At 70.7% G+C, this 25,840-nt stretch carries 22 protein-coding genes and 6 tRNA genes; 14 read left to right on the forward strand and 14 right to left on the reverse strand.

The genetic code is table 11. The features are described from left to right. The 3 genes from ACZ6A9_RS08380 to ACZ6A9_RS08390 form a co-directional block, all read right to left on the reverse strand. A partial coding sequence (locus ACZ6A9_RS08380) for a DEAD/DEAH box helicase (protein ID WP_468980848.1) occupies nt 1–1,811 on the reverse strand: 1,811 nt, incomplete at its 3' end. A 248-nt stretch (nt 1,812–2,059) separates the two neighbouring features. After that, on the reverse strand, nt 2,060–2,602 hold the full coding sequence (locus tag ACZ6A9_RS08385) for a hypothetical protein (RefSeq protein ID WP_468980853.1): 543 nt from the start codon (nt 2,600–2,602) through the stop codon (nt 2,060–2,062). Nucleotides 2,603–2,675: 73 nt separating this feature from the next. Beyond that, nucleotides 2,676–3,026 (reverse strand): metallopeptidase family protein, encoded by a 351-nt coding sequence (locus tag ACZ6A9_RS08390; protein ID WP_468980856.1) that lies wholly within the window; start codon nt 3,024–3,026, stop codon nt 2,676–2,678. A gap of 84 nt (nt 3,027–3,110) precedes the next feature. On the opposite strand from ACZ6A9_RS08390, the gene ACZ6A9_RS08395 reads away from it, so the two are divergent. The 7 genes from ACZ6A9_RS08395 (at nt 3,111) to ACZ6A9_RS08425 (ending at nt 9,750) form a co-directional block, all read left to right on the forward strand. Further along, complete coding sequence (locus ACZ6A9_RS08395) at nt 3,111–4,748, forward strand: metallophosphoesterase family protein (protein WP_468980858.1); 1,638 nt, start codon at nt 3,111–3,113, stop codon at nt 4,746–4,748. Between the two features lie 80 nt (nt 4,749–4,828). After that, nucleotides 4,829–4,901, forward strand: a tRNA-Glu gene (locus tag ACZ6A9_RS08400). Between the two features lie 37 nt (nt 4,902–4,938). Further along, nucleotides 4,939–5,013, forward strand: a tRNA-Asp gene (locus ACZ6A9_RS08405). A 24-nt stretch (nt 5,014–5,037) separates the two neighbouring features. Further along, nucleotides 5,038–5,111: transfer RNA gene (locus ACZ6A9_RS08410), tRNA-Phe, on the forward strand. Nucleotides 5,112–5,218: 107 nt separating this feature from the next. Further along, complete coding sequence (gene hrpA / locus ACZ6A9_RS08415) at nt 5,219–9,199, forward strand: ATP-dependent RNA helicase HrpA (RefSeq protein ID WP_468980860.1); 3,981 nt, start codon at nt 5,219–5,221, stop codon at nt 9,197–9,199. Between the two features lie 93 nt (nt 9,200–9,292). Next, nucleotides 9,293–9,367, forward strand: a tRNA-Asp gene (locus ACZ6A9_RS08420). 194 nt (nt 9,368–9,561) lie between these two features. Continuing rightward, nucleotides 9,562–9,750, forward strand: a complete 189-nt coding sequence (locus ACZ6A9_RS08425) for a DUF6274 family protein (protein WP_468980862.1) — start codon at nt 9,562–9,564, stop codon at nt 9,748–9,750. Between the two features lie 438 nt (nt 9,751–10,188). Here the strand turns inward: ACZ6A9_RS08425 and bldC are convergent, their stop codons facing one another. After that, a complete protein-coding gene (gene bldC, locus ACZ6A9_RS08430; RefSeq protein ID WP_003949541.1) occupies nt 10,189–10,395 on the reverse strand; it encodes a developmental transcriptional regulator BldC in 207 nt (68 codons plus the stop codon). A gap of 540 nt (nt 10,396–10,935) precedes the next feature. Continuing rightward, nucleotides 10,936–11,778, reverse strand: a complete 843-nt coding sequence (locus tag ACZ6A9_RS08435) for a DUF8083 family protein (protein ID WP_468980866.1) — start codon at nt 11,776–11,778, stop codon at nt 10,936–10,938. Between the two features lie 219 nt (nt 11,779–11,997). On the opposite strand from ACZ6A9_RS08435, the gene ACZ6A9_RS08440 reads away from it, so the two are divergent. Next, the gene (locus ACZ6A9_RS08440) at nt 11,998–13,086 is read left to right on the forward strand and encodes a Leu/Phe/Val dehydrogenase (RefSeq protein ID WP_468980868.1); all 1,089 of its coding nucleotides are present in this window, start codon (nt 11,998–12,000) and stop codon (nt 13,084–13,086) included. A gap of 318 nt (nt 13,087–13,404) precedes the next feature. Next, the gene (locus ACZ6A9_RS08445; RefSeq protein WP_189598370.1) at nt 13,405–13,644 is read left to right on the forward strand and encodes a DUF3073 domain-containing protein; all 240 of its coding nucleotides are present in this window, start codon (nt 13,405–13,407) and stop codon (nt 13,642–13,644) included. 132 nt (nt 13,645–13,776) lie between these two features. Here ACZ6A9_RS08445 and purM read toward each other — a convergent pair whose 3' ends face one another. The 9 genes from purM to purS all read right to left on the reverse strand — a co-directional run bounded on the left by purM (nt 13,777) and on the right by purS (nt 22,857). Beyond that, complete coding sequence (purM, locus tag ACZ6A9_RS08450) at nt 13,777–14,844, reverse strand: phosphoribosylformylglycinamidine cyclo-ligase (RefSeq protein ID WP_468980872.1); 1,068 nt, start codon at nt 14,842–14,844, stop codon at nt 13,777–13,779. A gap of 33 nt (nt 14,845–14,877) precedes the next feature. Continuing rightward, the gene (gene purF, locus ACZ6A9_RS08455; protein WP_468980874.1) at nt 14,878–16,404 is read right to left on the reverse strand and encodes an amidophosphoribosyltransferase; all 1,527 of its coding nucleotides are present in this window, start codon (nt 16,402–16,404) and stop codon (nt 14,878–14,880) included. Nucleotides 16,405–16,466: 62 nt separating this feature from the next. Further along, a complete protein-coding gene (locus ACZ6A9_RS08460; protein ID WP_468980876.1) occupies nt 16,467–17,252 on the reverse strand; it encodes an META domain-containing protein in 786 nt (261 codons plus the stop codon). Between the two features lie 49 nt (nt 17,253–17,301). Beyond that, the gene (locus tag ACZ6A9_RS08465) at nt 17,302–18,099 is read right to left on the reverse strand and encodes a maleylpyruvate isomerase family mycothiol-dependent enzyme (protein WP_468980880.1); all 798 of its coding nucleotides are present in this window, start codon (nt 18,097–18,099) and stop codon (nt 17,302–17,304) included. A 9-nt stretch (nt 18,100–18,108) separates the two neighbouring features. Then, nucleotides 18,109–18,945, reverse strand: a complete 837-nt coding sequence (locus ACZ6A9_RS08470; RefSeq protein ID WP_468980882.1) for a M23 family metallopeptidase — start codon at nt 18,943–18,945, stop codon at nt 18,109–18,111. 72 nt (nt 18,946–19,017) lie between these two features. Next, nucleotides 19,018–19,500 (reverse strand): ArsR/SmtB family transcription factor, encoded by a 483-nt coding sequence (locus ACZ6A9_RS08475; RefSeq protein WP_468982830.1) that lies wholly within the window; start codon nt 19,498–19,500, stop codon nt 19,018–19,020. A gap of 137 nt (nt 19,501–19,637) precedes the next feature. Further along, nucleotides 19,638–21,896, reverse strand: a complete 2,259-nt coding sequence (purL, locus tag ACZ6A9_RS08480) for a phosphoribosylformylglycinamidine synthase subunit PurL (RefSeq protein ID WP_468980885.1) — start codon at nt 21,894–21,896, stop codon at nt 19,638–19,640. Next, nucleotides 21,893–22,597, reverse strand: a complete 705-nt coding sequence (gene purQ / locus ACZ6A9_RS08485) for a phosphoribosylformylglycinamidine synthase subunit PurQ (protein ID WP_468980888.1) — start codon at nt 22,595–22,597, stop codon at nt 21,893–21,895. Before purQ ends, purL begins: the two co-directional genes overlap by 4 nt. Beyond that, nucleotides 22,594–22,857: a phosphoribosylformylglycinamidine synthase subunit PurS gene (gene purS, locus ACZ6A9_RS08490; RefSeq protein WP_006133353.1), complete on the reverse strand. Its 264-nt coding sequence runs from the start codon at nt 22,855–22,857 to the stop codon at nt 22,594–22,596. The genes purQ and purS overlap by 4 nt, the downstream gene beginning before the upstream one ends. Before the next feature lie 353 nt (nt 22,858–23,210). Here purS and ACZ6A9_RS08495 point away from each other — a divergent pair, with 353 nt between their 5' ends. From ACZ6A9_RS08495 to ACZ6A9_RS08515, 5 genes are all read left to right on the forward strand, one after another. Next, entirely contained in the window at nt 23,211–23,528 is a 318-nt protein-coding gene (locus ACZ6A9_RS08495) for a histone-like nucleoid-structuring protein Lsr2 (protein WP_468980891.1), read from the forward strand. A gap of 226 nt (nt 23,529–23,754) precedes the next feature. After that, nucleotides 23,755–23,826, forward strand: a tRNA-Gly gene (locus ACZ6A9_RS08500). Nucleotides 23,827–23,906: 80 nt separating this feature from the next. Beyond that, nucleotides 23,907–23,979, forward strand: a tRNA-Gly gene (locus ACZ6A9_RS08505). Between the two features lie 125 nt (nt 23,980–24,104). Next, nucleotides 24,105–25,061, forward strand: coding sequence for an ABC transporter ATP-binding protein (locus tag ACZ6A9_RS08510; RefSeq protein WP_468980893.1), 957 nt, complete (start codon nt 24,105–24,107; stop codon nt 25,059–25,061). Continuing rightward, the gene (locus ACZ6A9_RS08515; RefSeq protein WP_468980896.1) at nt 25,058–25,834 is read left to right on the forward strand and encodes an ABC transporter permease; all 777 of its coding nucleotides are present in this window, start codon (nt 25,058–25,060) and stop codon (nt 25,832–25,834) included. The genes ACZ6A9_RS08510 and ACZ6A9_RS08515 overlap by 4 nt, the downstream gene beginning before the upstream one ends. Nucleotides 25,835–25,840: the final 6 nt, after the last annotated feature.

Here is a 25,840-nt window from a genome sequence, read left to right on the forward strand (position 1 = left end):
GAGCCGCCCCGGTCGTCACGGCGCTCGAAGGAACGCCCGCCACGGTCACCGTCACGACGCTCGTCACGACGGAAACCACCACGGTCACCGCGGTCGCCCCGGTCGTCACGGCGGAAGCCGCCACGGTCCCGGTCGCGGTTGAAGCCGCCCCGGTCGTCACGGCGCTCGAAGGAACGCCCGCCACGGTCACCGTCACGACGCTCGTCACGACGGAAACCACCACGGTCACCGCGGTCGTCACGGCGCTCGCGCCGCTCGTACGGCGCGGTGGTGGCCTCCGGGCGCTCCGCGCGCTCGGTCCGCTCGACGTCCTGCGCGGTCGGCTGCTCCGGCAGGGTCACCTCGGTCCCGGCATCGGCCGGCGCGACGGCGGCCGTCTCGGCGACCACCGTGTCGACGTCCTCGCCGCGCTCCCGGGCGACCCGGGCGACCAGGCGGTCGGCCTCGCCGCGCAGCTCCGAGGCGCGGCGCTGGGCCCGCTCCAGCTCCTTGGTGAGCTGGGCGACCTCGCGCTCGGCCTGCTGGGCCGCGTTGCCCGCCGACTCGGCCTGGACCTCGGTCATCGACCGGGCACCGGTGATCTCGGCGACCTCCGGCTCGAAGGCCGCGCCGCCCTGGATGATGTGGCGCGTGGCGTCGACGCCCGCGTCCTCCATCAGCCGGAAGATCTGGCGCCGCTGGTGCGGCAGGGACAGGGAGACGACGGTGCCGGTGCGGCCGGCCCGCGCCGTGCGGCCCGCGCGGTGCAGGTAGTCCTTGTGGTCGCCGGCCGGGTCCACGTTCAGGACCAGGTCGATGCCGTCGACGTGGATGCCGCGGGCGGCGACGTCGGTGGCGACCAGGACGTTGACGTAGCCGTCCTTGAAGTCCGCCAGCGTGCGCGTGCGGGCTCCCTGGGTCATGCCGCCGTGCAGGGCGTCCGCCTTCACCCCGGCGTCGCGCAGCTGCTCGGCGACGCGGTCGGCGCCCAGCTGGGTGCGGACGAAGATGATGGTGCGGCCCTTGCGGGAGGCGATGGCCGCGGTGACCGGCGCCTTGTCCTTGGGCTTCACGACGAGGATGTGGTGCGACATGGTCGTCACCGCGCCCTGCGCCGCGTCGACCTCATGGGTCGCCGGGGCGTTGAGGTAGCGGTCGACGAGGGTCTTGATCTCGTTCTCCATGGTCGCGGAGAACAGCATGCGCTGGCCGCCCGCCGGGACCTGGTCGAGCAGCTCGGTGACCTCGGGCAGGAAGCCCAGGTCGGACATCTGGTCGGCCTCGTCGAGGACGGTGATCTGCACGTTCTCCAGCGAGCAGGCGCCGCGGTTGATGATGTCGCGCAGACGGCCCGGGGTGGCGACCAGGATGTCGACGCCGCGCTCGAGGGCGTAGATCTGGTTGCCCATCGACGTGCCGCCGCAGACGACCTTCATCTTCAGGCCCATGACGTCGCCGTACGGCTGGAGCGCGTCGGCGACCTGCATGGCGAGCTCACGCGTGGGCGTCAGGATGACGGCGCGCGGCTTGTGCTTCTCGGTGCGGCCGCCGGCCAGCGTGGCCAGGGTCGGCAGACCGAAGGAGAGGGTCTTGCCGGAGCCGGTGCGGCCACGGCCGAGGATGTCCTTGCCGGCCAGGGCGTCCGGGATGGTCGCGGCCTGGATCGGGAAGGGGGTGGTCACGCCGTTCTGCGCGAGCTTGCGCACGACGCCCTCGGGCAGGCCGAGGGCGGCGAAGGTGTTCTCGGGGGCCGTCACCTCGGTGGTGACGGCGATGTCGGTGTCCTCGGTGTTCTCGGGCACGACGACGTGATCAGTACTGGCGATGGGCATACGAATGCGAAACCTTCCGGAGTCTCTTCGGCACGCGCCCGTCAACTCCGTGATTCGCGATTCGCAATAACGACCGCCTCGATGCGGTCCACCACGGTAAGGGAGAGTACGCGCCACACGGCGCGCTCTGCAGTGGCGCCGGGCAAATAGGATCAAACGATCTGCCACCATACGCACCTCGACCCCCCGGAAGCAAATCGGCAGGTGAGCGCGGGGTCGGGCAGGCAGGGGGAGCGGGACGGGAGATCTCAGGCGGGCGCCCCCGCTTCCGGTGCGGGCTCCCGCCGCTCCAGCTGGGTCCCGGGCGGCTCGTGCGCCGAGGAGGACGGCTCCGCCTGGGTCGGTTCCGGCTGCTGTGACGGCTCGGGCGGCGTCGGTGTGGGCTCCGGATCCGGGGTCCGGGTCGGCTCCGGCACGGCGGGGCCCTCGTCGGGGGCCGGTCCCGGAACGCCGCCGGGTGCGCCGTCGGCCGGTGCCGACCCGCTCGCCCCCGCGGACGGGGACGCCTCGGCCGACGCCCGCTTCCCCGCCCCGTCCTTCCCGTCCTCGCCCTCGCGCCCCCTGCCCCCGCCGCCGTCCGGGCGCTCGCCGTCGGCGGCCGCGGCGCCGTACCCGGACCCGTCGCCCGGACCGGCTCCGCCTCCGTCCGGCGCCCGATCGCCCGTCCTGCCCGCCGAGTGCGACGGCCCGGCGGCCCCTCCTCCGTCCTCACCCACGCTCACACAACCGGCGGCGGCCGCGACGGCGACGAGCGTGACGGCCAGGCGGACGGGTACGTACAAGCGGCGCACGGGGCCACCTCCGTTGGGAGTACAGGGTCAACAACCCCAACTCCCGCCACCCGCGAGAAGACACGCGTACGGCCTAGCCGTACCCGAGCGCGTGCAGCCGGGCGTCGTCGATCCCGAAGTGGTGCGCGATCTCGTGCACCACCGTGATCTCCGTCTCGGCGACCACGTCCTCGCTGGACTCGCACATGCGCAGCGTGGGCCCGCGGTAGATGGTGATGCGGTCCGGCAGCACCCCGGCGTACCACTCGCCCCGCTCCGTCAGGGGGGTTCCCTCATACAGCCCGAGCAGCTCCGGGTCGTCCGCCGGCGGCTCGTCCTCGACGAACACCGCGACGTTGTCCATCAGCCGCGTCAGCTCCGGCGGAATCCGGTCCAGCGCCTCGGAGACCAGCTCCTCGAACTTCTCCCGCGTCATCTCCAGCACAGAGCCATTGTCGGGTACGGGCCGTCCGTACGAGATGCGCGGGACACCCGCATATCCCGCCCGCGGCTTGGGCATACGGGACCAATGGCCCGCGTCCCCTCCGCCGTCACGAACGCCGTCCACCGCATCCGACGGGTCCCGCGGGCCCTCTCCCGCCGCCGCTCACGACGGCCCGCGCCCGCGGCCACGACGGTCGCCCTCGCCCCCGGGGCCCGTCCCTGGACGCGCGCCGCCGGTCTGGTCGCCGTGGTCGTCCTCGGCGCCTGGCTCGGACTCCTCGTCGTCGGCGACGTGCGCGTCCCCGTCGGCCCCATGAACACCACGATGACACTGCGCCCCTCCCTCACCGGCGGCACCAAGATCAACGTCTCCCCGCTGGGCGCGCTCCAGCTCGACAGCCACACCGCCCCCGTACGCCTCGACGTCAACGTCGACCAGCTCGACCCCGAGCGCTCCCAGGCCCTGGTCGACCGCCCCGAACGCCTCTCCGGCCTCCAGGACGAGGTCACCCGGGACATCGCCCACGGCACCGCGGACCTCGCCGTGCGCTCCTGCGTCGCCGTCGTCACCGGCGCCACGGCGCTCGGCCTGCTCGTCTACCGCCGTCCCCGCCGCGCCCTCGCCGCCGGCGGCCTCGCGCTCACCCTGCTGGCCGCCTCCGGCGGCACCGCCTACGCCACCTGGAACCCCGACTCCGTCCTGGAGCCGAGATTCTCCGGCCTGCTCTCCTCCGCCCCGTCCCTGGTCGGTGACGCGCGCAGCATCGTCACCGAGTTCGACGTGTACCAGAAGGAGCTGGCCCGCCTCGTCACCAACGTGACCAAGCTCTACGACGCCACCTCCACCCTCCCCGCCTACCAGCCCGACCCGACCACCCTCCGTGTCCTGCACGTCTCCGACATCCACCTCAACCCGGCGAGCTGGAAGATCATCGCCTCGCTGGTGGAGCAGTACCGGGTGGACGTGATCGTCGACACCGGCGACACCATGGACCACGGCACCGCCGCCGAGAACGGCTTCCTGGACCCCATCGAGGACCTCGGCGCCCCCTACGTCTGGGTCCGCGGCAACCACGACTCCCTCGTCACCCAGCGCTATCTGGAGGGCCTGAAGAACGTCCACGTCCTCGACGGCGGCAGGGCGAAGACCGTGGCCGGCCTGCGCTTCGCCGGGATCGGCGACCCGCAGTTCACCCCCGACCGCTCCACCAGGACCGGCGCCGAGCAGTCGCAGGAACTGGCGGGCGCCCGCCTCGCCTCCGCCCTGCGCGACCAGCGCGCCGCCGGCACCCCGGTGGACGTCGCCCTCGCCCACGAGCCGTCGGCCGCCCGCGAGGTCGACGGCACCGTGCCCCTGGTGCTGGCCGGGCACATCCACCGCGAGGAGACCGAGGTGATGCGGTACGGCACCCGGCTCCGCGTCGAGGGCTCCACCGGCGGCAGCGGCCTGCGCGCGATCGAGGGCACGTACCCCGACCCCATCGAGACGTCGATCCTCTACTTCGACCGCGACAGCCGCCGCCTCCAGGCCTGGGACTCGATCGAACTGGGCGGGCTCGGGCTGACCACGGCGGAGGTCAGCCGCCACCTGCCGGAGGAGAACCAGCCGGGCGCGAAGACCTCGCCCTCCCCCTCGGGCTCCCCCTCGTCCTCCCCCTCCGGCACCCCCGCGACCACCCCGCCGTCCCCCTCCCCCGGGAGCCGCTCGACGCCCACGCCGTAAACCGTTTTGGCGATCCCTCCCGCCATCCCATATGCTTCTCACGTCCCCGACGCGCTGAGAAGCGCCCAGGCGGGCCGATAGCCCTCATCGTCTAGCGGCCTAGGACGCCGCCCTTTCAAGGCGGTAGCACGGGTTCGAATCCCGTTGGGGGCACGCACCACCCTGTGCGACACTGTCGTACGACGCGCTAGGTCCTGTGGAGCAGTTTGGAGTGCTCGCCACCCTGTCAAGGTGGAGGCCGCGGGTTCAAATCCCGTCAGGACCGCTGGTGTTTCACGTGAAACACCACGGCTGGGTAGCTCAGTTGGTACGAGCGATCGCCTGAAAAGCGATAGGTCGCCGGTTCGACCCCGGCCCCAGCCACAGCAAAGGCCCCGATCATCGATCGGGGCCTTGTTGTGCGTCCCGACGACGTGCCCCGTCAAAATCGTTGGCCGCGAATTTTCGCGGGATGAGATCCTGGAGTCCGTATGTCTACGCACTCTGCCCCCGCTCTCGACTCCCTCGCCTCCCGCCTCACCGCACTCTCGCTGCGCGACGCGCACCGGCTCGGACGGCGGCTCGAGGGTGCCCGCACGATCCGTAAGCCGGAGGCCCGCGCCGCCGTGCTGACCGAGATCGGGGCGGAGATCGCCGCGGCCGAGGAGCGGATGACGGGCCGCCGCGCCCGGGTGCCGGAGGTGCGCTACCCGGAGCAGCTGCCCGTCAGCCAGAAGAAGGACGTGATCGCCGAGGCGATCCGTGATCACCAGGTCGTGATCGTCGCCGGCGAGACGGGCTCCGGCAAGACCACGCAGATCCCGAAGATCTGCATGGAGCTGGGCCGGGGCGTCCGAGGCATGATCGGGCACACCCAGCCCCGGCGTATCGCCGCCCGCACGGTGGCCGAGCGGGTCGCCGAGGAGCTGGACACGCCGCTCGGAGAGGCCGTCGGCTGGAAGGTCCGCTTCACCGACCAGGTGAACCCGGACGCCACGTTCGTCAAGCTGATGACCGACGGCATCCTGCTCGCGGAGATCCAGACCGACCGCGAGCTGCGCGCCTACGACACGATCATCATCGACGAGGCGCACGAGCGGTCGCTGAACATCGACTTCCTGCTCGGCTATCTCGCACAGCTGCTGCCGAAGCGCCCGGACCTCAAGGTCGTCATCACCTCGGCGACCATCGACCCGGAGCGTTTCTCCCGGCACTTCGGTGACGCGCCGATCATCGAGGTCAGCGGGCGGACGTATCCGGTGGAGGTCCGCTACCGGCCGCTGCTGGAAGAGGACTCCGACGACGCCGACCGGGACCAGATCACCGCGATCACCGACGCGGTCGAGGAGCTGATGGCGGAGGGCCCCGGCGACATCCTGGTGTTCCTCTCCGGTGAGCGGGAGATCCGCGACACGGCGGACGCGCTGACCAAGAAGCGGTACCGGTCGACCGAGGTCCTGCCGCTGTACGCCCGGCTGTCGCACGCCGAACAGCACCGGGTGTTCCAGCAGCACACCGGTCGCAGGATCGTCCTGGCGACCAACGTGGCCGAGACGTCCCTCACCGTGCCGGGCATCAAGTACGTCATCGACCCCGGCTTCGCCCGCGTCTCCCGCTACAGCCACCGCACCAAGGTGCAGCGACTGCCGATCGAACCGGTGTCGCAGGCCAGCGCCAACCAGCGCAAGGGCCGCTGCGGCCGTACCTCGGACGGCATCTGCATCCGGCTGTACTCCGAGGACGACTTCCTGACCCGTCCGGAGTTCACCGACGCGGAGATCCTGCGGACCAACCTCGCCTCGGTGATCCTCCAGATGACGGCGGCCGGCCTGGGCGAGATCGAGAAGTTCCCCTTCATCGACCCGCCGGACCACCGCAACATCCGCGACGGCGTCCAGCTGCTCCAGGAGCTGGGCGCACTGGACGCGGCGCAGAAGGACCCGCGCAAGCGGCTCACCCAGACCGGGCGGAAGCTGGCACAGCTGCCGGTCGACCCCCGGCTGGCGCGCATGGTGCTGGAGGCGGACCGCAACGGCTGCGCCCGCGAGGTCATGGTCATCGCGGCCGCGCTGTCGATCCAGGACCCGCGCGAGCGGCCGGCGGACAAACAGACGCAGGCCGATCAGCAGCACGCCCGTTTCCGGGACGAGTCCAGCGACTTCCTCGCCTTCCTCAACCTCTGGCGGTACGTCCGCGAGCAGCAGAAGGAGCGCGGCTCCTCGTCGTTCCGGCGGATGTGCAAGCAGGAGTACCTGAACTTCCTGCGGATCCGCGAGTGGCAGGACATCTACACGCAACTGCGGACCGTCGCCCGGCAGATGGGTATCCATCTGAACGAGGAGGACGCAGCCGAGGACCGCATCCACGTGTCGCTGCTGGCCGGTCTGCTCTCGCACATCGGCATGAAGGACGTGAAGGAGTCCAAGGACTCCGGTCAGGGCGGCGGCCGCAAGGACGGCGGCCGCAACGAGTACCTGGGCGCGCGCAACGCCAAGTTCGCCATCTTCCCGGGGTCGGCCCTGTTCAAGAAGCCGCCGCGGTTCGTGATGTCGGCCGAGCTGGTGGAGACGTCCCGGCTGTGGGCGCGGGTCAACGCCAAGATCGAGCCGGAGTGGGTGGAGCCGCTCGCCGGGCACCTGCTCAAGCGCACCTACAGCGAGCCGCACTGGGAGAAGGACCAGGCGGCCGTGATGGCGTACGAGAAGGTCACCCTGTACGGCGTGCCGATCGTGGCGCAGCGCAAGGTGAACTACGGGCGGATCGATCCGGAGGTCAGCCGCGAGCTGTTCATCCGCAACGCTCTGGTCGAGGGCGACTGGCGCACCCACCACAAGTTCTACGCCGACAACCGGAAGCTGCTCACCGAGGTCGAGGAGCTGGAGCACCGCGCCCGGCGCCGGGACATCATGGTCGACGACGAGACCCTGTTCGACTTCTACGAGCAGCGGATCCCCGAACACGTGGTGTCCGGGGCGCACTTCGACTCGTGGTGGAAGCACAAGCGGCACGAGCAGCCTGACTTCCTCGATTTCGAGCGCGAGATGCTGATCCGCGAGTCGGCGGAGGCGGTCACCAAGGCCGACTATCCCGACTCCTGGCGGCAGGGTCCGCTGAAGTTCCGGGTGACGTACCAGTTCGAGCCGGGCGCGGACGCCGACGGTGTGACCGTCCACATCCCGCTCCAGGTGCTGAACCAGGTGACGGACGAGGGCTTCGACTGGCAGATCCCGGGCCTGCGGGAGGACGTCGTCACGGAGCTGATCCGGTCGCTGCCCAAGCCGATCCGCCGCAACTACGTGCCGGCGCCGAACTTCGCGAAGGCGTTCCTGGAGCGGGCGGTGCCCCTGCAGGAGCCGCTGACGGTCACGATGGCCCGTGAGCTCAAGCGGATGGTCGGGGTGCCGTTCGAGGCGGAGGACTTCGACTGGGCGCGCGTACCCGACCACTTGAAGGTGACGTTCCGGATCGTCGACGAGCGGCGCCGCACCCTCGCCGAGGACAAGGACCTGGAGGCACTGAAGCTCCAACTGCGGCCCAAGGCGCGCAAGGCGCTCTCCCAGGCGGCCGCGGCGACGGCGCAGCGTCAGGGCGGGGAGTCGCTGGAGCGCAAGGGCCTGACGGACTGGACGATCGGTTCCCTCACCCGGGTGTTCGAGACCCGCCGGGCCGGCCAGCCGGTGAAGGCGTACCCGGCGCTGGTGGACGACGGCGGCTCGGTCTCCGTGCGGCTGTTCGACTCGGAGGCCGAGCAGGCGGAGGCGATGTGGAAGGGCACCCGGCGGCTGATCCTGCTCGGGATCCCGGTGAACCCCGCGAAGTTCGCTTCCGAGAAGCTGACCAACCCGCAGAAGCTGGCACTGTCGGCGAATCCGCACGGGTCCGTGCAGGCCTTGTTCGACGACTGCGCGACGGCCGCGGCGGACCAGCTGATCGCGGACTTCGGCGGACCGGTCTGGGACGAGGAGTCGTTCCGGAAGCTGTTCGACAAGGTCCGGGCGGAGATCGTCGACACGACGGTCCGCGCCGTCGGTCAGGTGCAGCAGGTGCTGGCCGCGTGGCAGGCCTGTGAGCGCCGTCTGAAGGGCCTACGCAGCCCCGCGCTGCTGGCGAACCTCCAGGATGTCCGGACGCAGCTGGACGGGCTCGTACGGCCCGGTTTCGTGACGGCGGCGGGGCTGCGGCGGCTGCCGGACCTGATGCGGTATCTGGTGGCCGCGGACCGCCGGCTGCAGCAGATGCCGGCGAACGCGCAGCGGGACACGACGCGGATGGCGAAGGTCCACGAGATGCGGGACGAGTACGCGTGGCTGCTGGAACAGATGCCGCAGGGGCGGCCCGTTCCGCGCGAGGTGCTGGACATCCGCTGGATGATCGAGGAGCTGCGGGTCAGCTATTTCGCCCACGCGCTCGGCACGGCGTACCCCGTGTCGGACAAGCGGATCGTGAAGGCGATCGACGCCGCGGCTCCGTGACCGCGCCCGCACACTGGGTGAGTTCGACCAGGGGGCTCCCCCTCCTGTACAGTCCTTCTCGCAGCGCAACGCACGAATGGCTCTGCGAAACCAGGTCCTGTGGAGCAGTTTGGAGTGCTCGCCACCCTGTCAAGGTGGAGGCCGCGGGTTCAAATCCCGTCAGGACCGCAGTGCAGAAGGCCCGCATCTCCCGGAGATGCGGGCCTTCTGCGTGCAGTGGCCCAGGTCTTCACGTCGGTGCCGCGCCGGGCCCGGGAAGCTCCGCGCGCCCTCTCCGGCGCTCCACGCCGTCTTGACGGGCCCGGCGCCCCTCGGTACTCCAGGAACAGGGCCCGACCCCGTGTGGCCCCTGGAGGTGGCACATGGCGGCAACGGCCAGGCACGAGACGCGGGCGCTGCTGCGCGCGCACCTGTCGGCCGCGTCGTCCTACCGGCATCTGACGCGCTACTGCCCCATCTGCCACCGCCTGTTGCGGCTGGCGCTGGACACCCCGCCCGACCCGTCGGAACGGACTGCGGAACAACCCGCTCCCCACGGGCGTTCCCTCTAGCGCATATGCCACGGGCTCAACAAGCCGACTGGTATGTGACGGGTGTCACCGCATGAGTTTCAGGAAGTGCGGTACTTACACCCGCCCTACAACCAGTCAATTTAATATGTGCAATTGCACTGCCCGGAGGGGTCCGCCCCGGCCGGCGCGCGGGCGATCCCCTCACCCGCCCCCCAGACTCCGACAGGCCCGCGCACCGGGCACCTCGGATCCCCGGCCCGGGCTGCGCCGGCCCACCAACAGCGCACAAAAAAGATCGCGCTGGACCCGGCGGAGTCCAGCGCGATCGACGACGCACCCGTATTCAGTTGCCTGGAAAGCTTCGATCGGCTTGGGCGAAGGGCCTGTTGGGGCAGTCCCCGCGTCGCTTGGAGCCTGTGTTCCCGGGCGTCTCGACCAGTGGGGGACCAGCCGGTGCCGCCCGGTTCATGCGGTGGTTCAGGCCTCGCTGCGCTGCTGCGGAATGCCCGCGAGCAGTGCGCGGACCTCGGCTTCGCGGTAGCGGCGGTGCCCGCCGAGCGTGCGGATCGACGTGAGCTTGCCTGCCTTCGCCCAGCGCGTGACCGTCTTGGGGTCGACGCGGAACATGGTGGCGACCTCAGCCGGGGTCAGCAGCGGCTCGGCATCAGGGGTGCGAGCGGTCATGAGCGGCCTCCTCGGGAGAACCGAACCTTCTCGGTTCATTCCTCTAAATTCTGCACCTTGACCCGCGTTGCCCGAAATGGCGGACGCGAGTCGAGTCGGTTATAGGACGAACGGCTTGTCCTCGGCACTACAACTACACCATCTGTCCAGCCACGTCGGCCAAACCGATGGAATTGCCCTCCCAGGTGTTCATCAGCCGCGGAAGCCGATGGACCATGCCATAGCGGACAGTCACGCCCCTGTGACGATCAGTCACAGCAGCGATCAGGAGTCACCACGACCCCCCAAAGCGTGCAATGCTGAGATTCCGCCCATAGTCGAGCACAGCAGGACGGAGGAGCCCTCCCCGGACTCCTTGTCCTATTTTGGCATGAGGGTGGGCAAGGGGCGCAAGGGCCGCGTAAGTGCGGTCCATCACGCTTGACACGCTTGGGGCATACGCCCGGATCGGCAGCTACGTCCGTTGCCGGGCTCGCGCTGACGGAATCTCAGGATCCCCAGGGCGAAGACAAAACCCCAAGAAGGGCGTTTGGTCAAACGTCAGTTCGCCGACCGCAGGTCGCGCACCGCCCGCCAGCGCTCCACGAGACGCCCGTAGGCGGCACCGGCACCCTCCTCGTCGCCGCGCCGCAGCGCCCCGATCCCCTCGGCCACGTCCGCCGCCGAGTGGTCGCCCTCCAACGAGCCGGCCGGCAGGGCGTGCACCAGTCCGCCGTAGTCCAGCTCGACCAGCGAGCGCGGGTGGAACTCCTCCAGCCAGCGTCCGACGTCCACGAGCCCGTCGATCAGCAGGCTCTCCTCCATGGCGTCCCGCAGCGCGCGCAGCCCGCGCGCCACCCGCCGGCGGGCCTGGACCATGGGGGTGCGGTAACGCAGGACGGGCGCCTCCCCCGCGGAGCCCTTGTCGTACTCCCGCTCCTCGTCCCCGAACAGCACGAACCAGTTGATCGGGACGTGCCAGGTCGCCGTGCGGATCCAGGGCCGGGCGTCGGGGTGGCCGGACAGCCAGCGTTCGTAGTCCCGGGTCGCCTGGTGCCGTACGACCGGAGGGAGCAGGGCGTCCAGGACCGGCAGCGGGAAGTCCTCGGCGAGCCCGCCCAGGGCCTGCCAGCCGCGCAGCCGGGTGCGCCAGGGGCAGACGCAGATCACGCCGTCCGCCTCCAGGACGAACGCGTCGTCGCTCTCGTGCACCGGCACCGGCACCGGCGGGGTGGGCGCCAGGTCCGCCAGCGACCGGCGCAGTTCGTCCTGGTAGGACGGACGGTCGGGGCGGCGGGCGTAACGGGCCCAGTGACCGCGTTCCGGCTCCGGGAAGGCGGCCAGCGGTTCGTACACGCGCAGGTACGTCGCGTAGGGGACGATCACCGAGGACACCTTGGGCACGCCTGCTCCCTCCCCCGCCGACCGCCGCGAAAACCTGCCGGGGCCCCGGCCGGACGGGTGGGAAACCCCGGCAAACCGCCGCACCCGGTACTCCGGACGGAGGTGATCTGGAACACGGTGCCGCCGTCGGACGCGGAAGGATCTACTCTCGTGCCACAGCCCCCGCCACCTTCACGGGAGCCGACCCCACCCGCCGCTTCTTACTCAGGAGTCACCACAGTGACCGACGTATCTGACGGCGTCCTGCACACCCTGTTCCACTCGGACCAGGGGGGCCACGAGCAAGTCGTGCTCTGTCAGGACCGCGCCAGTGGCCTCAAGGCCGTCATCGCTCTCCACTCCACCGCCCTGGGCCCCGCCCTCGGCGGTACGCGCTTCTACCCGTACGCCTCCGAGGAGGAGGCGGTCGCCGACGCGCTGAACCTCGCGCGCGGGATGTCGTACAAGAACGCCATGGCCGGTCTCGACCACGGCGGCGGCAAGGCCGTGATCATCGGCGACCCGGAGCAGATCAAGAGCGAGGAGCTGCTGCTGGCCTACGGCCGGTTCGTCGCCTCGCTCGGCGGCCGGTACGTCACCGCCTGCGACGTCGGCACCTACGTCGCCGACATGGACGTCGTGGCCCGCGAGTGCCGCTGGACCACCGGCCGCTCCCCCGAGAACGGCGGCGCGGGCGACTCCTCCGTGCTCACCTCCTACGGCGTCTACCAGGGCATGCGGGCCGCCGCCCAGCACCTGTGGGGCGACCCCTCGCTGCGCGACCGCAAGGTCGGCGTCGCGGGCGTCGGCAAGGTCGGCCACCACCTGGTGGAGCACCTGCGCGCCGAGGGCGCCGAGGTGGTGATCACCGACGTGCGCGAGGACGCCGTGCGGCGCATCCTCGACCGGCACCCCGAGGGCGTGTCGGCCGTCGCCGACACCGAGGCGCTGATCCGCACCGAGGGCCTGGACATCTACGCCCCGTGCGCGCTCGGCGGCGCACTGAACGACGACAGCGTGCCGGTGCTGACCGCCAGGATCGTCTGCGGCGCCGCCAACAACCAGCTCGCCCACGCGGGCGTGGAGAAGGACCTCGCCGACCGGGGGATCCTCTACGCGCCGGACTACGTGGTGAACGCCGGCGGTGTCATCCAGGTGGCCGACGAGCTGCACGGCTTCGACTTCGACCGGTGCAAGGCGAAGGCGTCGAAGATCTTCGACACCACGCTCGCCATATTCGCACGTGCGAAGGAGGACGGTATTCCGCCGGCCGCCGCGGCCGACCGGATCGCCGAGCAGCGGATGGCGGACGCACGCCGGACCCGTTGACACGTACGGGGGCGGCCCGCACCGGGCCGCCCCCGTACGTGTGAGCGGTACCCGCCGGGGGGCACTTGGAGAGAACTCTCACTTCTCCCGGCGGGTCGACCGCTGATAAGTGGTGAAAATCGCGTCTGACCAGCGAGGACAGGGTGCCTCGACGGCCCTGGTGAGGGCCACGTCACGCGGGCGACGTACCGTATGGCCGCAGGCTCAGGTACCGTGGGAGCCCTACGGACCGGTCTCTCCATGGAGAGCCCGTTCCGGACCATGAACGCGTGTCAAGACTCTGGGGCCGTCGAGCCCCGTCGTTGAGGGGGTCGAGCCATGGGGCGCGGCCGGGCCAAGGCCAAGCAGACGAAGGTCGCCCGCCAGCTGAAGTACAACAGCGGTGGGACTGACCTCTCACGCCTGGCTGAGGAGCTGGGTGCATCGCCGTCGAATCAGCCACCGAACGGTGAGCGTTTCGAGGACGATGAGCAAGACGACGACCTGTACGCACGGTACGCCGACCTCTATGAGGACGACGACGAGGACGGCCCGTCCTCTCAACGTCGCGGCGCTTGACCTTGCGCTGAGCTCGAGCCCGGTGGGTGACCTCGGTCACCGGCCGGGTTCAGTGCTGCCCGGGACGACCGGGCCGCACGCATCACCCGGAACGCTGCCCGCCCGGTCACCGCGCGGGCAGCGTCCTCGTGCTCAGTTCGCGTAGTCACCCACGAGTGCCGCGCCCGTGCCGTGCTCCCCGCGTTCGGTGATCTCACCGGCCACCCAGGCGTCCACGCCGCGGTCGGCCAGCGTGGTGAGCGCCACGTCGACGGACTCCTGCGGCACGATCGCGATCATGCCGACGCCCATGTTCAGCGTCTTCTCCAGCTCCAGCCGCTCGACCGAGCCGGTCCGTCCGACGAGGTCGAACACCGGGGCGGGCGTCCACGTGGAGCGGTCCACCGTCGCGTGCAGCGCGTCGGGGATCACACGGGCCAGGTTGGCCGCGAGTCCGCCGCCGGTGACGTGGCTGAAGGCGTGCACCTCGGTGGTGCGCATCAGCGCCAGGCAGTCCAGCGAGTAGATCTTGGTGGGCTCCAGCAGCTCCTCGCCGAGGGTGCGGCCCAGCTCGTCGATCCGGGCGTCCAGGGCGAGGCCCGCGCGGTCCAGCAGCACGTGCCGGACGAGCGAGTAGCCGTTGGAGTGAAGACCCGAGGCCGCCATGGCGATGACCGCGTCACCCGTACGGATGCGGTCGGGGCCGAGCAGCCGGTCGGCCTCCACGACGCCCGTACCGGCGCCGGCGACGTCGAAGTCGTCCGGACCCAGCAGACCGGGGTGTTCGGCCGTCTCACCGCCGACCAGGGCGCATCCGGCCAGCACGCAGCCTTCGGCGATGCCCTTGACGATGGCGGCGACCCGCTCGGGGTGGACCTTGCCGACGCAGATGTAGTCGGTCATGAAGAGCGGCTCGGCGCCGCACACCACGATGTCGTCCATCACCATGGCGACCAGGTCGTGGCCGATGGAGTCGTAGACGCCCATCTGCCGCGCGATGTCGACCTTGGTGCCGACGCCGTCCGTGGCGGAGGCGAGCAGGGGCCGCTCGTAGTTCTTCAGGGCGGAGGCGTCGAAGAGCCCGGCGAAGCCGCCGAGGCCGCCGAGGACCTCGGGGCGCCGGGTCTTCTTCACCCATTCCTTCATCAGCTCGACGGCGCGGTCGCCCGCTTCGATGTCGACGCCCGCCGCTGCGTAGCTGGCACCAGTGTTCTGGGACATGACTGTGAGAGCTTTCGTGTCGTCCGTCAGGGCTTACGGGCGGCGGATCGCGTCGACCGAGGCCGGGGCGGCGGTGCCGGCGGCCAGTTCGGTCTCCAGGAGCTGCTTGCCGAGGAGCTCGGGGTCGGGCAGCTCCATCGGGTACTCGCCGTCGAAGCAGGCGCGGCACAGGTTCGGCTTGGCGATGGTGGTCGCCTCGATCATGCCGTCTATGGAGATGTACGACAGGGAGTCGGCTCCGAGCGAGGTGCCGATCTCTTCGATGGTCATGCCGTTGGCGATGAGCTCGGCGCGGGTGGCGAAGTCGATGCCGAAGAAGCAGGGCCACTTCACGGGGGGCGAGGAGATCCGGATGTGGACCTCGGCGGCGCCCGCCTCGCGGAGCATGCGGACCAGGGCGCGCTGGGTGTTGCCGCGGACGATGGAGTCGTCGACCACGACCAGGCGCTTGCCCTTGATGACTTCCTTGAGCGGGTTCAGCTTCAGACGGATGCCGAGTTGGCGGATCGTCTGGGACGGCTGGATGAAGGTCCGTCCGACGTACGCGTTCTTGACCAGGCCGGCGCCGAAGGGGATGCCGGAGGCCTCCGCGTAGCCGATGGCGGCGGGGGTGCCGGATTCCGGGGTCGCTATGACGAGGTCGGCCTCGACCGGGGCTTCCTTAGCGAGCTTGCGGCCCATCTCGACGCGCGAGAGGTACACGTTCCGGCCGGCGATGTCGGTGTCCGGGCGGGCCAGGTACACGTACTCGAAGACACAGCCCTTGGGCTTCGCTTCCGCGAACCGGGAGGTACGCAGTCCGTTCTGGTCGATGGCGACGAACTCGCCGGGCTCGATCTCGCGCACGAAGCTGGCGCCGCAGATGTCGAGGGCGGCGGACTCGGAGGCGACGACCCAGCCGCGCTCCAGGCGGCCGAGGACCAGCGGGCGGATGCCCTGCGGGTCGCGGGCCGCGTAGAGGGTGTTCTCGTCCATGAAGACGAGGCTGAAGGCGCCCCTGACCTTGGGGAGGACCGCGTGTGCGGCCTGCTCCACGGTCACCGGCTCGCCGTCGGCGGCGCGCTGGCCGGCCAGCAGGGCGGTGATCAGGTCGGTGTCGTTGGTGGCCGCCACCTTGGGGGCGCGGCCGTTCTCCTTGGGGAGCTCGGCGACCATCTCGGCGAGCTGGGCGGTGTTGACCAGGTTGCCGTTGTGGCCGAGCGCGATGGAGCCGTGCGCGGTGGCACGGAACGTCGGCTGGGCGTTCTCCCACACGGAGGCGCCGGTGGTCGAGTAGCGGGCGTGTCCGACCGCGATATGACCCTGGAGCGAACCGAGAGAGGTCTCGTCGAAGACCTGGGAGACCAGGCCCATGTCCTTGAAGACGAGGATCTGGGAGCCGTTGCTGACCGCGATTCCCGCGGATTCCTGGCCCCGATGCTGGAGGGCGTAGAGCCCGAAGTACGTGAGCTTGGCGACCTCTTCGCCCGGCGCCCAGACTCCGAAGACGCCGCAAGCGTCCTGGGGGCCCTTCTCGCCGGGGAGCAGGTCGTGGTTGAGTCGTCCGTCACCACGTGGCACGCCACCGAGTGTAGGCGAGGTCGACCACTGGTCCGAATGCGGGACAGGGCCCCCGAGGTGGATCAGCGCTGGGCGACGGCCCGGACACTGGTGCCGTTCTCGCTGGTCAGCGTGAGGGTCTGGCCCTCGATGCCGTAGCTCACGGTTCCGTTGAACAGCTTCGTCAAGGCCTTCTCGCCGTCCATGAGTGAGTCTTCGCACACCATTCGGGTCATGCCCGGCGCGCCGAGCGTGATACTGCCGTCGCGCACGGTGGCGTCGGCGTTCACGCGGTTGCAGCCGAGGCTTCCGGCGACGGTCCCCTCCTTCTCGTCGAAGGTGAGGTGGGCGCGCGGGCCGGCGGCGGAGGAGGTGACGGTCCACTTCGTGCCGTACAGCGGACTGTTCCTGGTCTCGCTCAGCCGTACGGTGTCGCCGGAGGCGGTGGTGAGGGTGAGGCGGCCGTCGTGCGTCTCGGTCTTCAGGCCGCCGTCGCCGAGGGCGCGGGAGACGGCGCTCTCGACGTCCATGATCTTCTCGGAGCAGGCCTTCAGGGTGGTCTCCCGCTCCCCCAGCCGGATCCGGTCGCCGTCGTAGGTGACCCGGCCCTTGAACAGGTTGCATCCGTAGTTCCCGGTGGCCCGGCCGTCCTCGTCGAGGATGAGGTGTGCGCCGCCGGGGGCGTGGCGGGTGGTGCCGTCGACGGTGACGCTGTCGATGGTCCAGCGGATTCCGGTGACCGGTTCCGCGGCTTCGGCGGTGGCGCTGCCGGTGCCCGCCTTCTCACTGCCACAGGCGGCCGCTAGCGGGACGACGAGCACGGCGGCGGCCGTCAGGGTCATGCGCTGCTGGTGCTTCTGCCTGTACATGCCGATTCGACGGGGGCGGGGAGCGGGTGGTTCCCCTTCCGTCTCCGGCTCACCCGAGCAGCGGCAGGTACGGCCCCAGGTCCGCCCGCTCCCCGCTCGCGCTCACGTCGGCGCGGGCCACGGCGTCCTGCCAGTCCGTCCGCCCGGCGGCCAGCCGGATCCAGGTCAGCGGGTCGGTCTCGACCACGTTCGGCGGGGTGCCTCGGGTGTGCCGGGGTCCCTCGACGCACTGGACGACCGCGTACGGCGGGATCCGCACCTCCGTCGAGCCGCCGGGTGCCGTCGTGGCGAGGGCGTCGGCGAGCAGCCGGACACAGGTGGCGAGGGCCTGCCGGTCGTACGGGACGTCCAGGCCGGCAACGGCGGCGTTCAGGTCGTCGGTGTGGACGACGAGCTCCACGGCGCGGGTGACGACGTAGTCGGCCAGCGGCAGCGCGCCCGCGCCGGTGGGGAGCAGCCGGCTGCCGGGGTGGGTGTCGAGCCGGGCGGTGAAGCGCCGCTCGGCGTCGGCGAGGTGGGCGTCGGGGTCGGGGTGGTCCGCCGCGAGCCGCCGCGCGGTGGAGGCGATGGTGTCCGCGTCGGCGGCGATGGCGGACGGCCAGGCGAGCAGGTGCCCGTCCTGGCGCGCGGGCTCGGGCGCGTCGAGCAGCCGGTCCACGGCCGTCAGCGCCGTCCCGATGTGCGCCACCAGCTCCGCTACGGTCCAGTCGCCGAGCCGGGTGGGCCGGGCGAGCTGGTCCGGGGTGAGCGTGCGGACCGCCGCCCGTACGTTCCCGAACTGGGCCAGGACGGCGGCGCGGGTCTTCGCGGGATCGTAGGCGCGGGTGCGCTTCTTGGCCGGTGGCATGGCGGCAGCCTATGCGGGGCCGGCCGGTGCCGGTTCGGGGGAGTCGAACACCTCGCCGTTGCGGGGGACGCCTATGCCGTGCCAGGTGAACGGGATGCCGCGCGCGGTGTCCGGGTCGGGGCCGTCCATCAGCTGGAAGTGCAGGTGGGGCTCGCTGGAATTGCCGGAATTGCCGCAGGCGGCGATCACGTCCCCGGCGCGCACCAGGTCGCCCTCACGGACCGTGAGGGAGCCGCGCTTCAGGTGGGCGTAGGCGGCGTGGACGCCGTCACCGAGGTCCAGGACGAGGTGGTTGCCGAGGATCCGGTGGACTCCTGCCATCTCGCGCACCGAGCCCTCGATCAGCATCAGGTACAGCAGGGCGGGCAGCGAGGTGCGGCTGAGGTGGTCGCGCTGCCGGTCGTGCGCCCGTACGACCCGCGCGTCGGCCACGGCGCGCAACGGGGCGCCGTACGCCGGGAAACGGTCCGGGCGGCGGGCGGGCGGCCACAGCGCGGTGAAGCCCGGGCGGGCACCCGGCTCAGGTTCTGCCATGACGTCGATGGCGAAGGTCTGCCCGTAGGCGTGGATGCCGTGGCTCGGGGTGCGGTCGGCGGGGCTGTTCAGCGCGGACCAGCGGCCGGTGACGGGCGGGGCGGTCTCGACGGGCTCACGGGCGGCACCCGGGGCGTCCGGGGCTCCGCCCCACCTGTTCACCGTGATGACCACGGCGTACGCCAGGGCCAGCGGCAGCAGGTTCCACCACCAGCCGTGGTCCCAGCCGAAGGCGATGTGGGCGGCCACCAGCGCGATGAAGCCGAGCTGCAGACCCCGGAAGGCGGTCATGGCGATCTTGCGTGCGGACATGTTTCCCCCGTGTCCTCGTGTGTTCTCGCGCGTCCTGGTGTGTCCTCGCGCGTTCTCCATGGCGGGTGGTGGTCAGGGCCGCGCCGCCGACAGCGTCACCAGCAGGGGGACGACCCTGCCGGGCGGTACCTCGTAGCGGCCCCGGCTCGTGGTGTGCAACCAGCCGGCGCCGGTGAGCTGCCGTAGGTGGTGGTAGATCTGGCCGGTCGTGCCGATCCCCTCCAGCTCCGCCAGTTCGGCCGCGGTGCGCCGGCCGCCGGCTATCTCGCGCAGCAGCCGCAGGCGCACCGGATGTCCGAGCGCGGCGAGCGCCTCGGCGGCGTCCGGCCACTCGTAGGCCAGCAGCCCTTCGGTGAGCGCGCCGTGCTGCCACGCGTACTGCTCGCCGGTCGGCAGCCGGACCGAACCGGTGAACAGCACGCCCCCGTCGGCGGCTCTCAGCTCGGCGAGCTGCTGCTTGAGACCCTCCAGGGCCCAGAAGTCGCCCTCGCCGATGCTGGGGGCGGCGCGGTCGGCCGCCTCCAGTGCGGCGAGCCGGCGCTCCAGGTCGGTCATGCGCTCTTCGAGTTCCACGCGTTCGAGATTACGTAAGTACGTAATCTCACGCAAGGGGGAATCCGGTGTCCCCGCTCCACGACGAAGCCCCCGTCCGGCGGACCGGGCGGGGGCTTCGTGCGGACGGAGCGGAGGGATCAGGCCAGCAGCGCCGGGATCGTCCCCTCGTGGGCCTCGCGCAGCTCGGTCAGGGTGAGCGCGAACTCGCCCTGCACCTCGACCGTGTCGCCGTAGACGACGCCGACGCGGGTGGCCGGGAGGCCGCGCGCACCGCACATGTCGTTGAAGCGGACCTCCTCCGAGCGCGGCACCGCGACGATCGCGCGGCCGGCCGACTCGGAGAACAGGAAGGTGAAGGCGTCGAGCCCGTCCGGGACGACCAGACGCACACCCTTCCCGCCGAGCAGCGCCGACTCGACGACCGCCTGGACCAGACCGCCGTCCGACAGGTCGTGCGCGGAGTCGATCATGCCGTCGCGGGAGGCGGAGATCAGGATCTCGCCGAGCAGCCGCTCACGCTCCAGGTCGACCTCGGGCGGCAGGCCGCCGAGGTGGTCGTGGACCACCTGGGACCAGGCCGAGCCGCCGAACTCCTCGCGGGTGTCGCCGAGGAGGTAGACCAGCTGCCCCTCCTCCTGGAAGGCGACCGGCGTGCGGCGGGCCACGTCGTCGATGACGCCGAGCACCGCGACCACCGGGGTCGGGTGGATGGCGGCCTCACCCGTCTGGTTGTACAGGGAGACGTTGCCGCCGGTCACCGGAGTGCCGAGCTGCTGACAGCCGTCCGCCAGACCGCGCACGGCCTCGGCGAACTGCCACATGACCGCCGGGTCCTCCGGCGAGCCGAAGTTCAGGCAGTCGGAGACGGCCAGCGGCTTGGCGCCGGTCGTCGCCACGTTCCGGTACGCCTCGGCGAGGGCCAGCTGGGCGCCCGCGTACGGGTCGAGCTTGGCGTAGCGGCCGTTGCCGTCGGTGGCGATGGCGACGCCGAGGCCGGACGCCTCGTCGATGCGGATCATGCCGGAGTCCTCGGGCTGGGCGAGGACGGTGTTGCCCTGCACGAAGTGGTCGTACTGCTGGGTGATCCACCGCTTGGAGGCCTGGTTGGGCGAGCTGACCAGCTTCAGGACCTGGTCCTTCAGCTCCTCGCTCGTCTCCGGGCGCGGCAGCTTGTTCGCGTCGTCCGCCTGGAGTTCGTCCTGCCAGGACGGACGGGCGTAGGGGCGCTCGTAGACCGGGCCGTCGTGGGCGACCGTGCGCGGGTCGACGTCGACGATCTTGCCGCCGTGCCAGTAGATCTCCAGGCGGTCGCCGTCGGTCACCTCGCCGATGACGGTGGCGATGACGTCCCACTTGTCGCAGATCTCGAGGAAGCGGTCGACCTTCTCCGGTTCGACGACCGCGCACATGCGCTCCTGCGACTCGCTCATGAGGATCTCCTCGGGCGAGAGCGTGGAGTCGCGCAGGGGCACGTCGTCGAGGGTGACGCGCATGCCGCCGGAGCCGTTGGAGGCGAGCTCGGAGGTGGCGCAGGACAGGCCGGCCGCGCCGAGGTCCTGGATGCCGACGACCAGCTTCTCGGCGAACGCCTCCAGGGTGCACTCGATGAGGAGCTTCTCCTGGAAGGGGTCGCCGACCTGGACGGCGGGGCGCTTCGAGGGCTTGGCGTCGTCGAAGGTCTCGGAGGCCAGGATGGAGGCGCCGCCGATGCCGTCACCGCCGGTGCGGGCGCCGTACAGGATGACCTTGTTGCCCGCGCCGGACGCCTTGGCGAGGTGGATGTCCTCGTGCCGCATGACGCCGATGGCACCGGCGTTGACCAGCGGGTTGCCCTGGTAGCAGGAGTCGAAGACGACCTCGCCGCCGATGTTGGGCAGGCCCAGGCAGTTGCCGTAGCCGCCGATGCCGGCGACGACGCCCGGGAGGACGCGCTTGGTGTCGGGGTGGTCCGCGGCGCCGAAACGCAGCGGGTCCACGACGGCGACCGGGCGGGCGCCCATCGCGATGATGTCGCGGACGATGCCGCCGACGCCCGTGGCCGCGCCCTGGTAGGGCTCGACGTAGGAGGGGTGGTTGTGCGACTCGACCTTGAAGGTGACCGCGTAGCCCTGGCCGACGTCGACCACGCCGGCGTTCTCGCCGATGCCGACGAGGAGGGCGTCGGACTCGGGGGCCTTCTCGCCGAACTGGCGCAGGTGGACCTTGCTGCTCTTGTACGAGCAGTGCTCGGACCACATGACGGAGTACATGGCGAGCTCGGCGCCGGTCGGGCGGCGGCCGAGGATCTCCACGACCCGCTCGTACTCGTCCTTCTTCAGGCCCAGCTCGGCCCAGGGCAGCTCGGCGTCGGGGGTCGCGGCCGCGTGCTCGACCGTGTCCAAGGGCGTCCGGCTCATGCGGTGACCAGCTTCTTGAGGATCGACGTGAAGAACGGCAGGCCGTCGGTACGGCCCGTACCGATCAGCGACTCGACGGCGTGCTCGGGGTGCGGCATCAGGCCGACGACGTTGCCCTCGGCGTTGGTGACGCCGGCGATGTCGTTGAGCGAGCCGTTGGGGTTACCGCATCCATCAGCGGCTTCGCCGCGGACCACGTAGCGGAAGGCGACGCGGCCTTCGGCCTCCAGCTCGTCCAGCGTCCGCCGGTCGGCGACGTAGCGGCCGTCCATGTTCTTCAGCGGGATGCGGATCTCCTGGCCGGCCGTGTAGTCGGTGGTCCAGGCGGTGTCCGCGTTCTCCACCCGCAGCTTCTGGTCGCGGCAGATGAAGTGCAGGTGGTCGTTGCCCAGCATGCCTCCGGGGAGCAGGTGCGCCTCGGTGAGGATCTGGAAGCCGTTGCAGATGCCGAGCACCGGCATGCCCGCCCGGGCCTGGTCGATGACCGTGTCCATCACCGGCGAGAAGCGCGCGATGGCGCCGGCGCGCAGATAGTCGCCGTAACTGAAACCGCCGCAGAGCACCACGGCGTCGACCTGCTTGAGGTCCTTGTCCTTGTGCCAGAGGGCGACGGGTTCGGCGCCGGCGACACGGATCGCGCGCTGGGTGTCCCGGTCGTCGAGGCTGCCCGGGAAAGTGACGACGCCAATACGAGCGGTCACTTCGCGGCCTCCGCGACTTCCTCGACCCGAACGGTGAAGTCCTCGATCACGGTGTTGGCGAGGAAGGATTCCGCAAGATCGTGGATACGGGCGAGCGCGGCCTCGTCGACCGGCCCGTCAACTTCCAGTTCGAATCGCTTTCCCTGGCGGACGTCCGAGATCCCTTCGAAACCCAGTCGCGGCAGTGCGCGCTGCACCGCCTGGCCCTGGGGGTCGAGGATCTCCGGCTTGAGCATGACGTCGACTACGACGCGTGCCACTGGCACTCCCGGTGTGTGGTGCTGAGCAGGTTCCTTCAGACTACCCGCACAAAATTTCTACGCGGGTAGAGTTGTAGGAATCTACGTGAGCACGATCACGATTCGGCATCGCGGGGAGGCTCCCGGGAAAAGATCCGGGAAAGATCCGCCTTCCATCCCACATCTCTATTGCGCAGCGGACGCGCGGACAGATTTAGTCGGGCTTCACAATGCATTGCCGGGCACTGTACAAATGAATTGTCATTAGCAGATACTTTGCCCGATTACAGGCGGACAGCCGACATCTCGGCGACGTACCGGCACGTCATCACGGACGTACGGACCAGAGGTGTCGCACGAAGGGACCGATATTCGTGGCGCAGAAGGTCGTGGTCACTCTCTTTGACGACATCGACGGCTCGGAAGCGGCGGAAACGATCGCCTTCGGACTGGACGGCACGTCGTACGAGATCGACCTCAATGAGGCCAACGCAAGGAAACTGCGGAAGGCGCTCGAGCCCTACGTGGACGCCGGCCGCAAGCGGGCGCGCTCCGGCAAGGCCTACCGGCAGACGGAGGTCGCCCCCGACCCGGCCGCCGTGCGCGCCTGGGCACAGGCGAACCGGATGGACGTTCCCGCGCGGGGCCGGATCCCCAAGAAGGTGTACGAGGCGTTCGCCGCGGCGCGGTGAGTCCGGCCGCGTGCCCCCGGGACTCGATGGGGTGACGCCGGGCCCGGCGAGCTGACGCGACCAGGAGCCCGGTCGGGTGAGGGACCCGGGCCCGCCGGGGCGACCCGGCCGACGGCCGGTCACCCACCCCTCCCGGCAACCGACTTGCGCAACACCCCCGCTGATCAGCTAGAGTCTGGAGCACGCCGAGGGGCAAGGCCGAAAAGGCCCGGCCCACGGAGTACATGCGGGTGTAGTTCAGTAGTAGAACATCCCCCTTCCAGGGGGAAGGCGCAGTGTGCAATTCCTGTCACCCGCTCTGCATCGCCGTACCGATCATCCATGTCGATCAGGTAGGCTGGTGCCCGCGCCGATCGGTGAGAGCCGGTCGGAGGCAATGCGGACGTAGCTCAGTTGGTAGAGCGCAACCTTGCCAAGGTTGAGGTCGCGAGTTCGAGCCTCGTCGTCCGCTCAGGAATGAGACCCCGGTCCCATGGACCGGGGTCTTTCGCATGCCCGGACCCGTCTGACATTTGTCATGCCCGGTGATGACACCCCGCACTGCCCCTGCCCGGCGGTGACGGCGATGATCGAGGCATGGAAGCGAACGAACACGTGATTGAGGTCACCGACCTGCGACGTGTCTACGGGGGCGGGTTCGAGGCGGTGCGCGGCGTGGACTTCTCCGTGCGGCGCGGTGAGATCTTCGCGCTGCTGGGGACCAACGGAGCGGGCAAGACCTCCACCGTCGAACTGCTGGAAGGGCTCGCCGCCCCGGCCGGCGGGCGGATCCGGGTCCTCGGCCACGACCCGTACACCGAGCGCGCCGCCGTACGGCCCCGCACGGGCGTGATGCTCCAGGAGGGAGGCTTCCCCTCCGAGCTGACCGTCGCCGAGACCGCCCGGATGTGGGCCGGCTGCGTCAGCGGGGCCCGCCCCGAGCTGGAAGTGCTGACACTGGTCGGCCTGAAGACGAAGACCGGCGTCCGCGTGAAGCAGCTCTCCGGAGGGCAGCGGCGCCGCCTGGACCTCGCACTCGCCCTGCTCGGCGACCCCGAGGTGCTCTTCCTCGACGAGCCGACCACCGGACTCGACCCCGAAGGCCGCCGGGAGACCTGGGAGTTGGTGAGCGCCCTGCGCGACCGCGGCACGACCGTACTGCTCACCACGCACTACCTCGAGGAGGCCGAGTTCCTCGCCGACCGGCTCGCGATCATGCACGAGGGCCGCATCGCCGTCACCGGAACCCCGGCCGAGGTGACCGCCTCCGAACCGTCCCGGATCTCCTTCGAACTGCCCGAGGGCTACTTCGTGGGCGACCTGCCGCCCCTCGCCGAACTGGGCGTGAGCGACCACACGGTCGACGGCCGGACGGTCCGGCTGCGCACCCACGAGCTGCAGCGCGCCGCCACCGGGCTTCTGGTGTGGGCCGAACGCGCCGGAGTGGAACTGCACCGGCTGGACGTACGTTCGGCGTCCCTGGAGGAGGCGTTCCTCGGGATCGCCAAGGAGGCGTCCGCGGGGGCGGCGCCGACGAAGGAGTACGCGGCATGAGCACCACCGTGACCACCCCGACGAGCCGGATGACCGCGCTCGCCCGCGCCGAACTGACCCTGCTGGGACGGACCAAGGGGACCCTCTTCGCCGCACTGTTCGTGCCGCTGGTGCTGCCGGTCAGCGCGCGCGAGGCGGCCGGGGAGATGGATCTCGCCGAGGCCGGCCTCACCATCGGCATGGTCGTGCTGCCGGCCGCGATCGGCTTCTCCCTGCTGTTCGCGGTCTACTCGGCGCTCGTCGGCTCCCTCGTCGCCCGGCGCGAGGAACTCGTCCTCAAGCGGCTGCGCACCGGTGAGCTCCGGGACGGCGAGATCCTCGCCGGGTCCGCGCTGCCCGCGGCCGCGACCGGCCTGGTGCAGTCGCTCCTGCTGGCGGCCGGCTGCTTCGTGCTGCTCGACATGTCGGCCCCGCCGGCCGTGTACCTGTCGGTGCTGGGCCTGCTGCTGGGGCTGGTGATGTGCGTGGGACTCGCGGCCGTCACCGCGAGCTTCACCCGGACCAGCGAGAGCGCCCAGGTCACCCCGATCCCGCTGATGTTCCTGTCGGTGATGGCCTCCGGGATGATGGTCCCCCTGGAGATCCTCCCCGACAAGGTCGCCGCCGTCTGCGAGTTCCTCCCGCTGACCCCCGTCATGACCCTGGTGCGCGGCGGCTTCACCGGCGACCTGTCGGCAGGCGAGGTGCTGGGCGCCGTCGCGGTGGCGGTGGCCTGGACCGCCTTCACGGTGTTTGCTGTACGGCGCTGGTTCCGCTGGGAGCCGAGGCGCTGACGTACG

It is taken from the genome of Streptomyces sp. NPDC041124 (genome assembly GCF_055592385.1).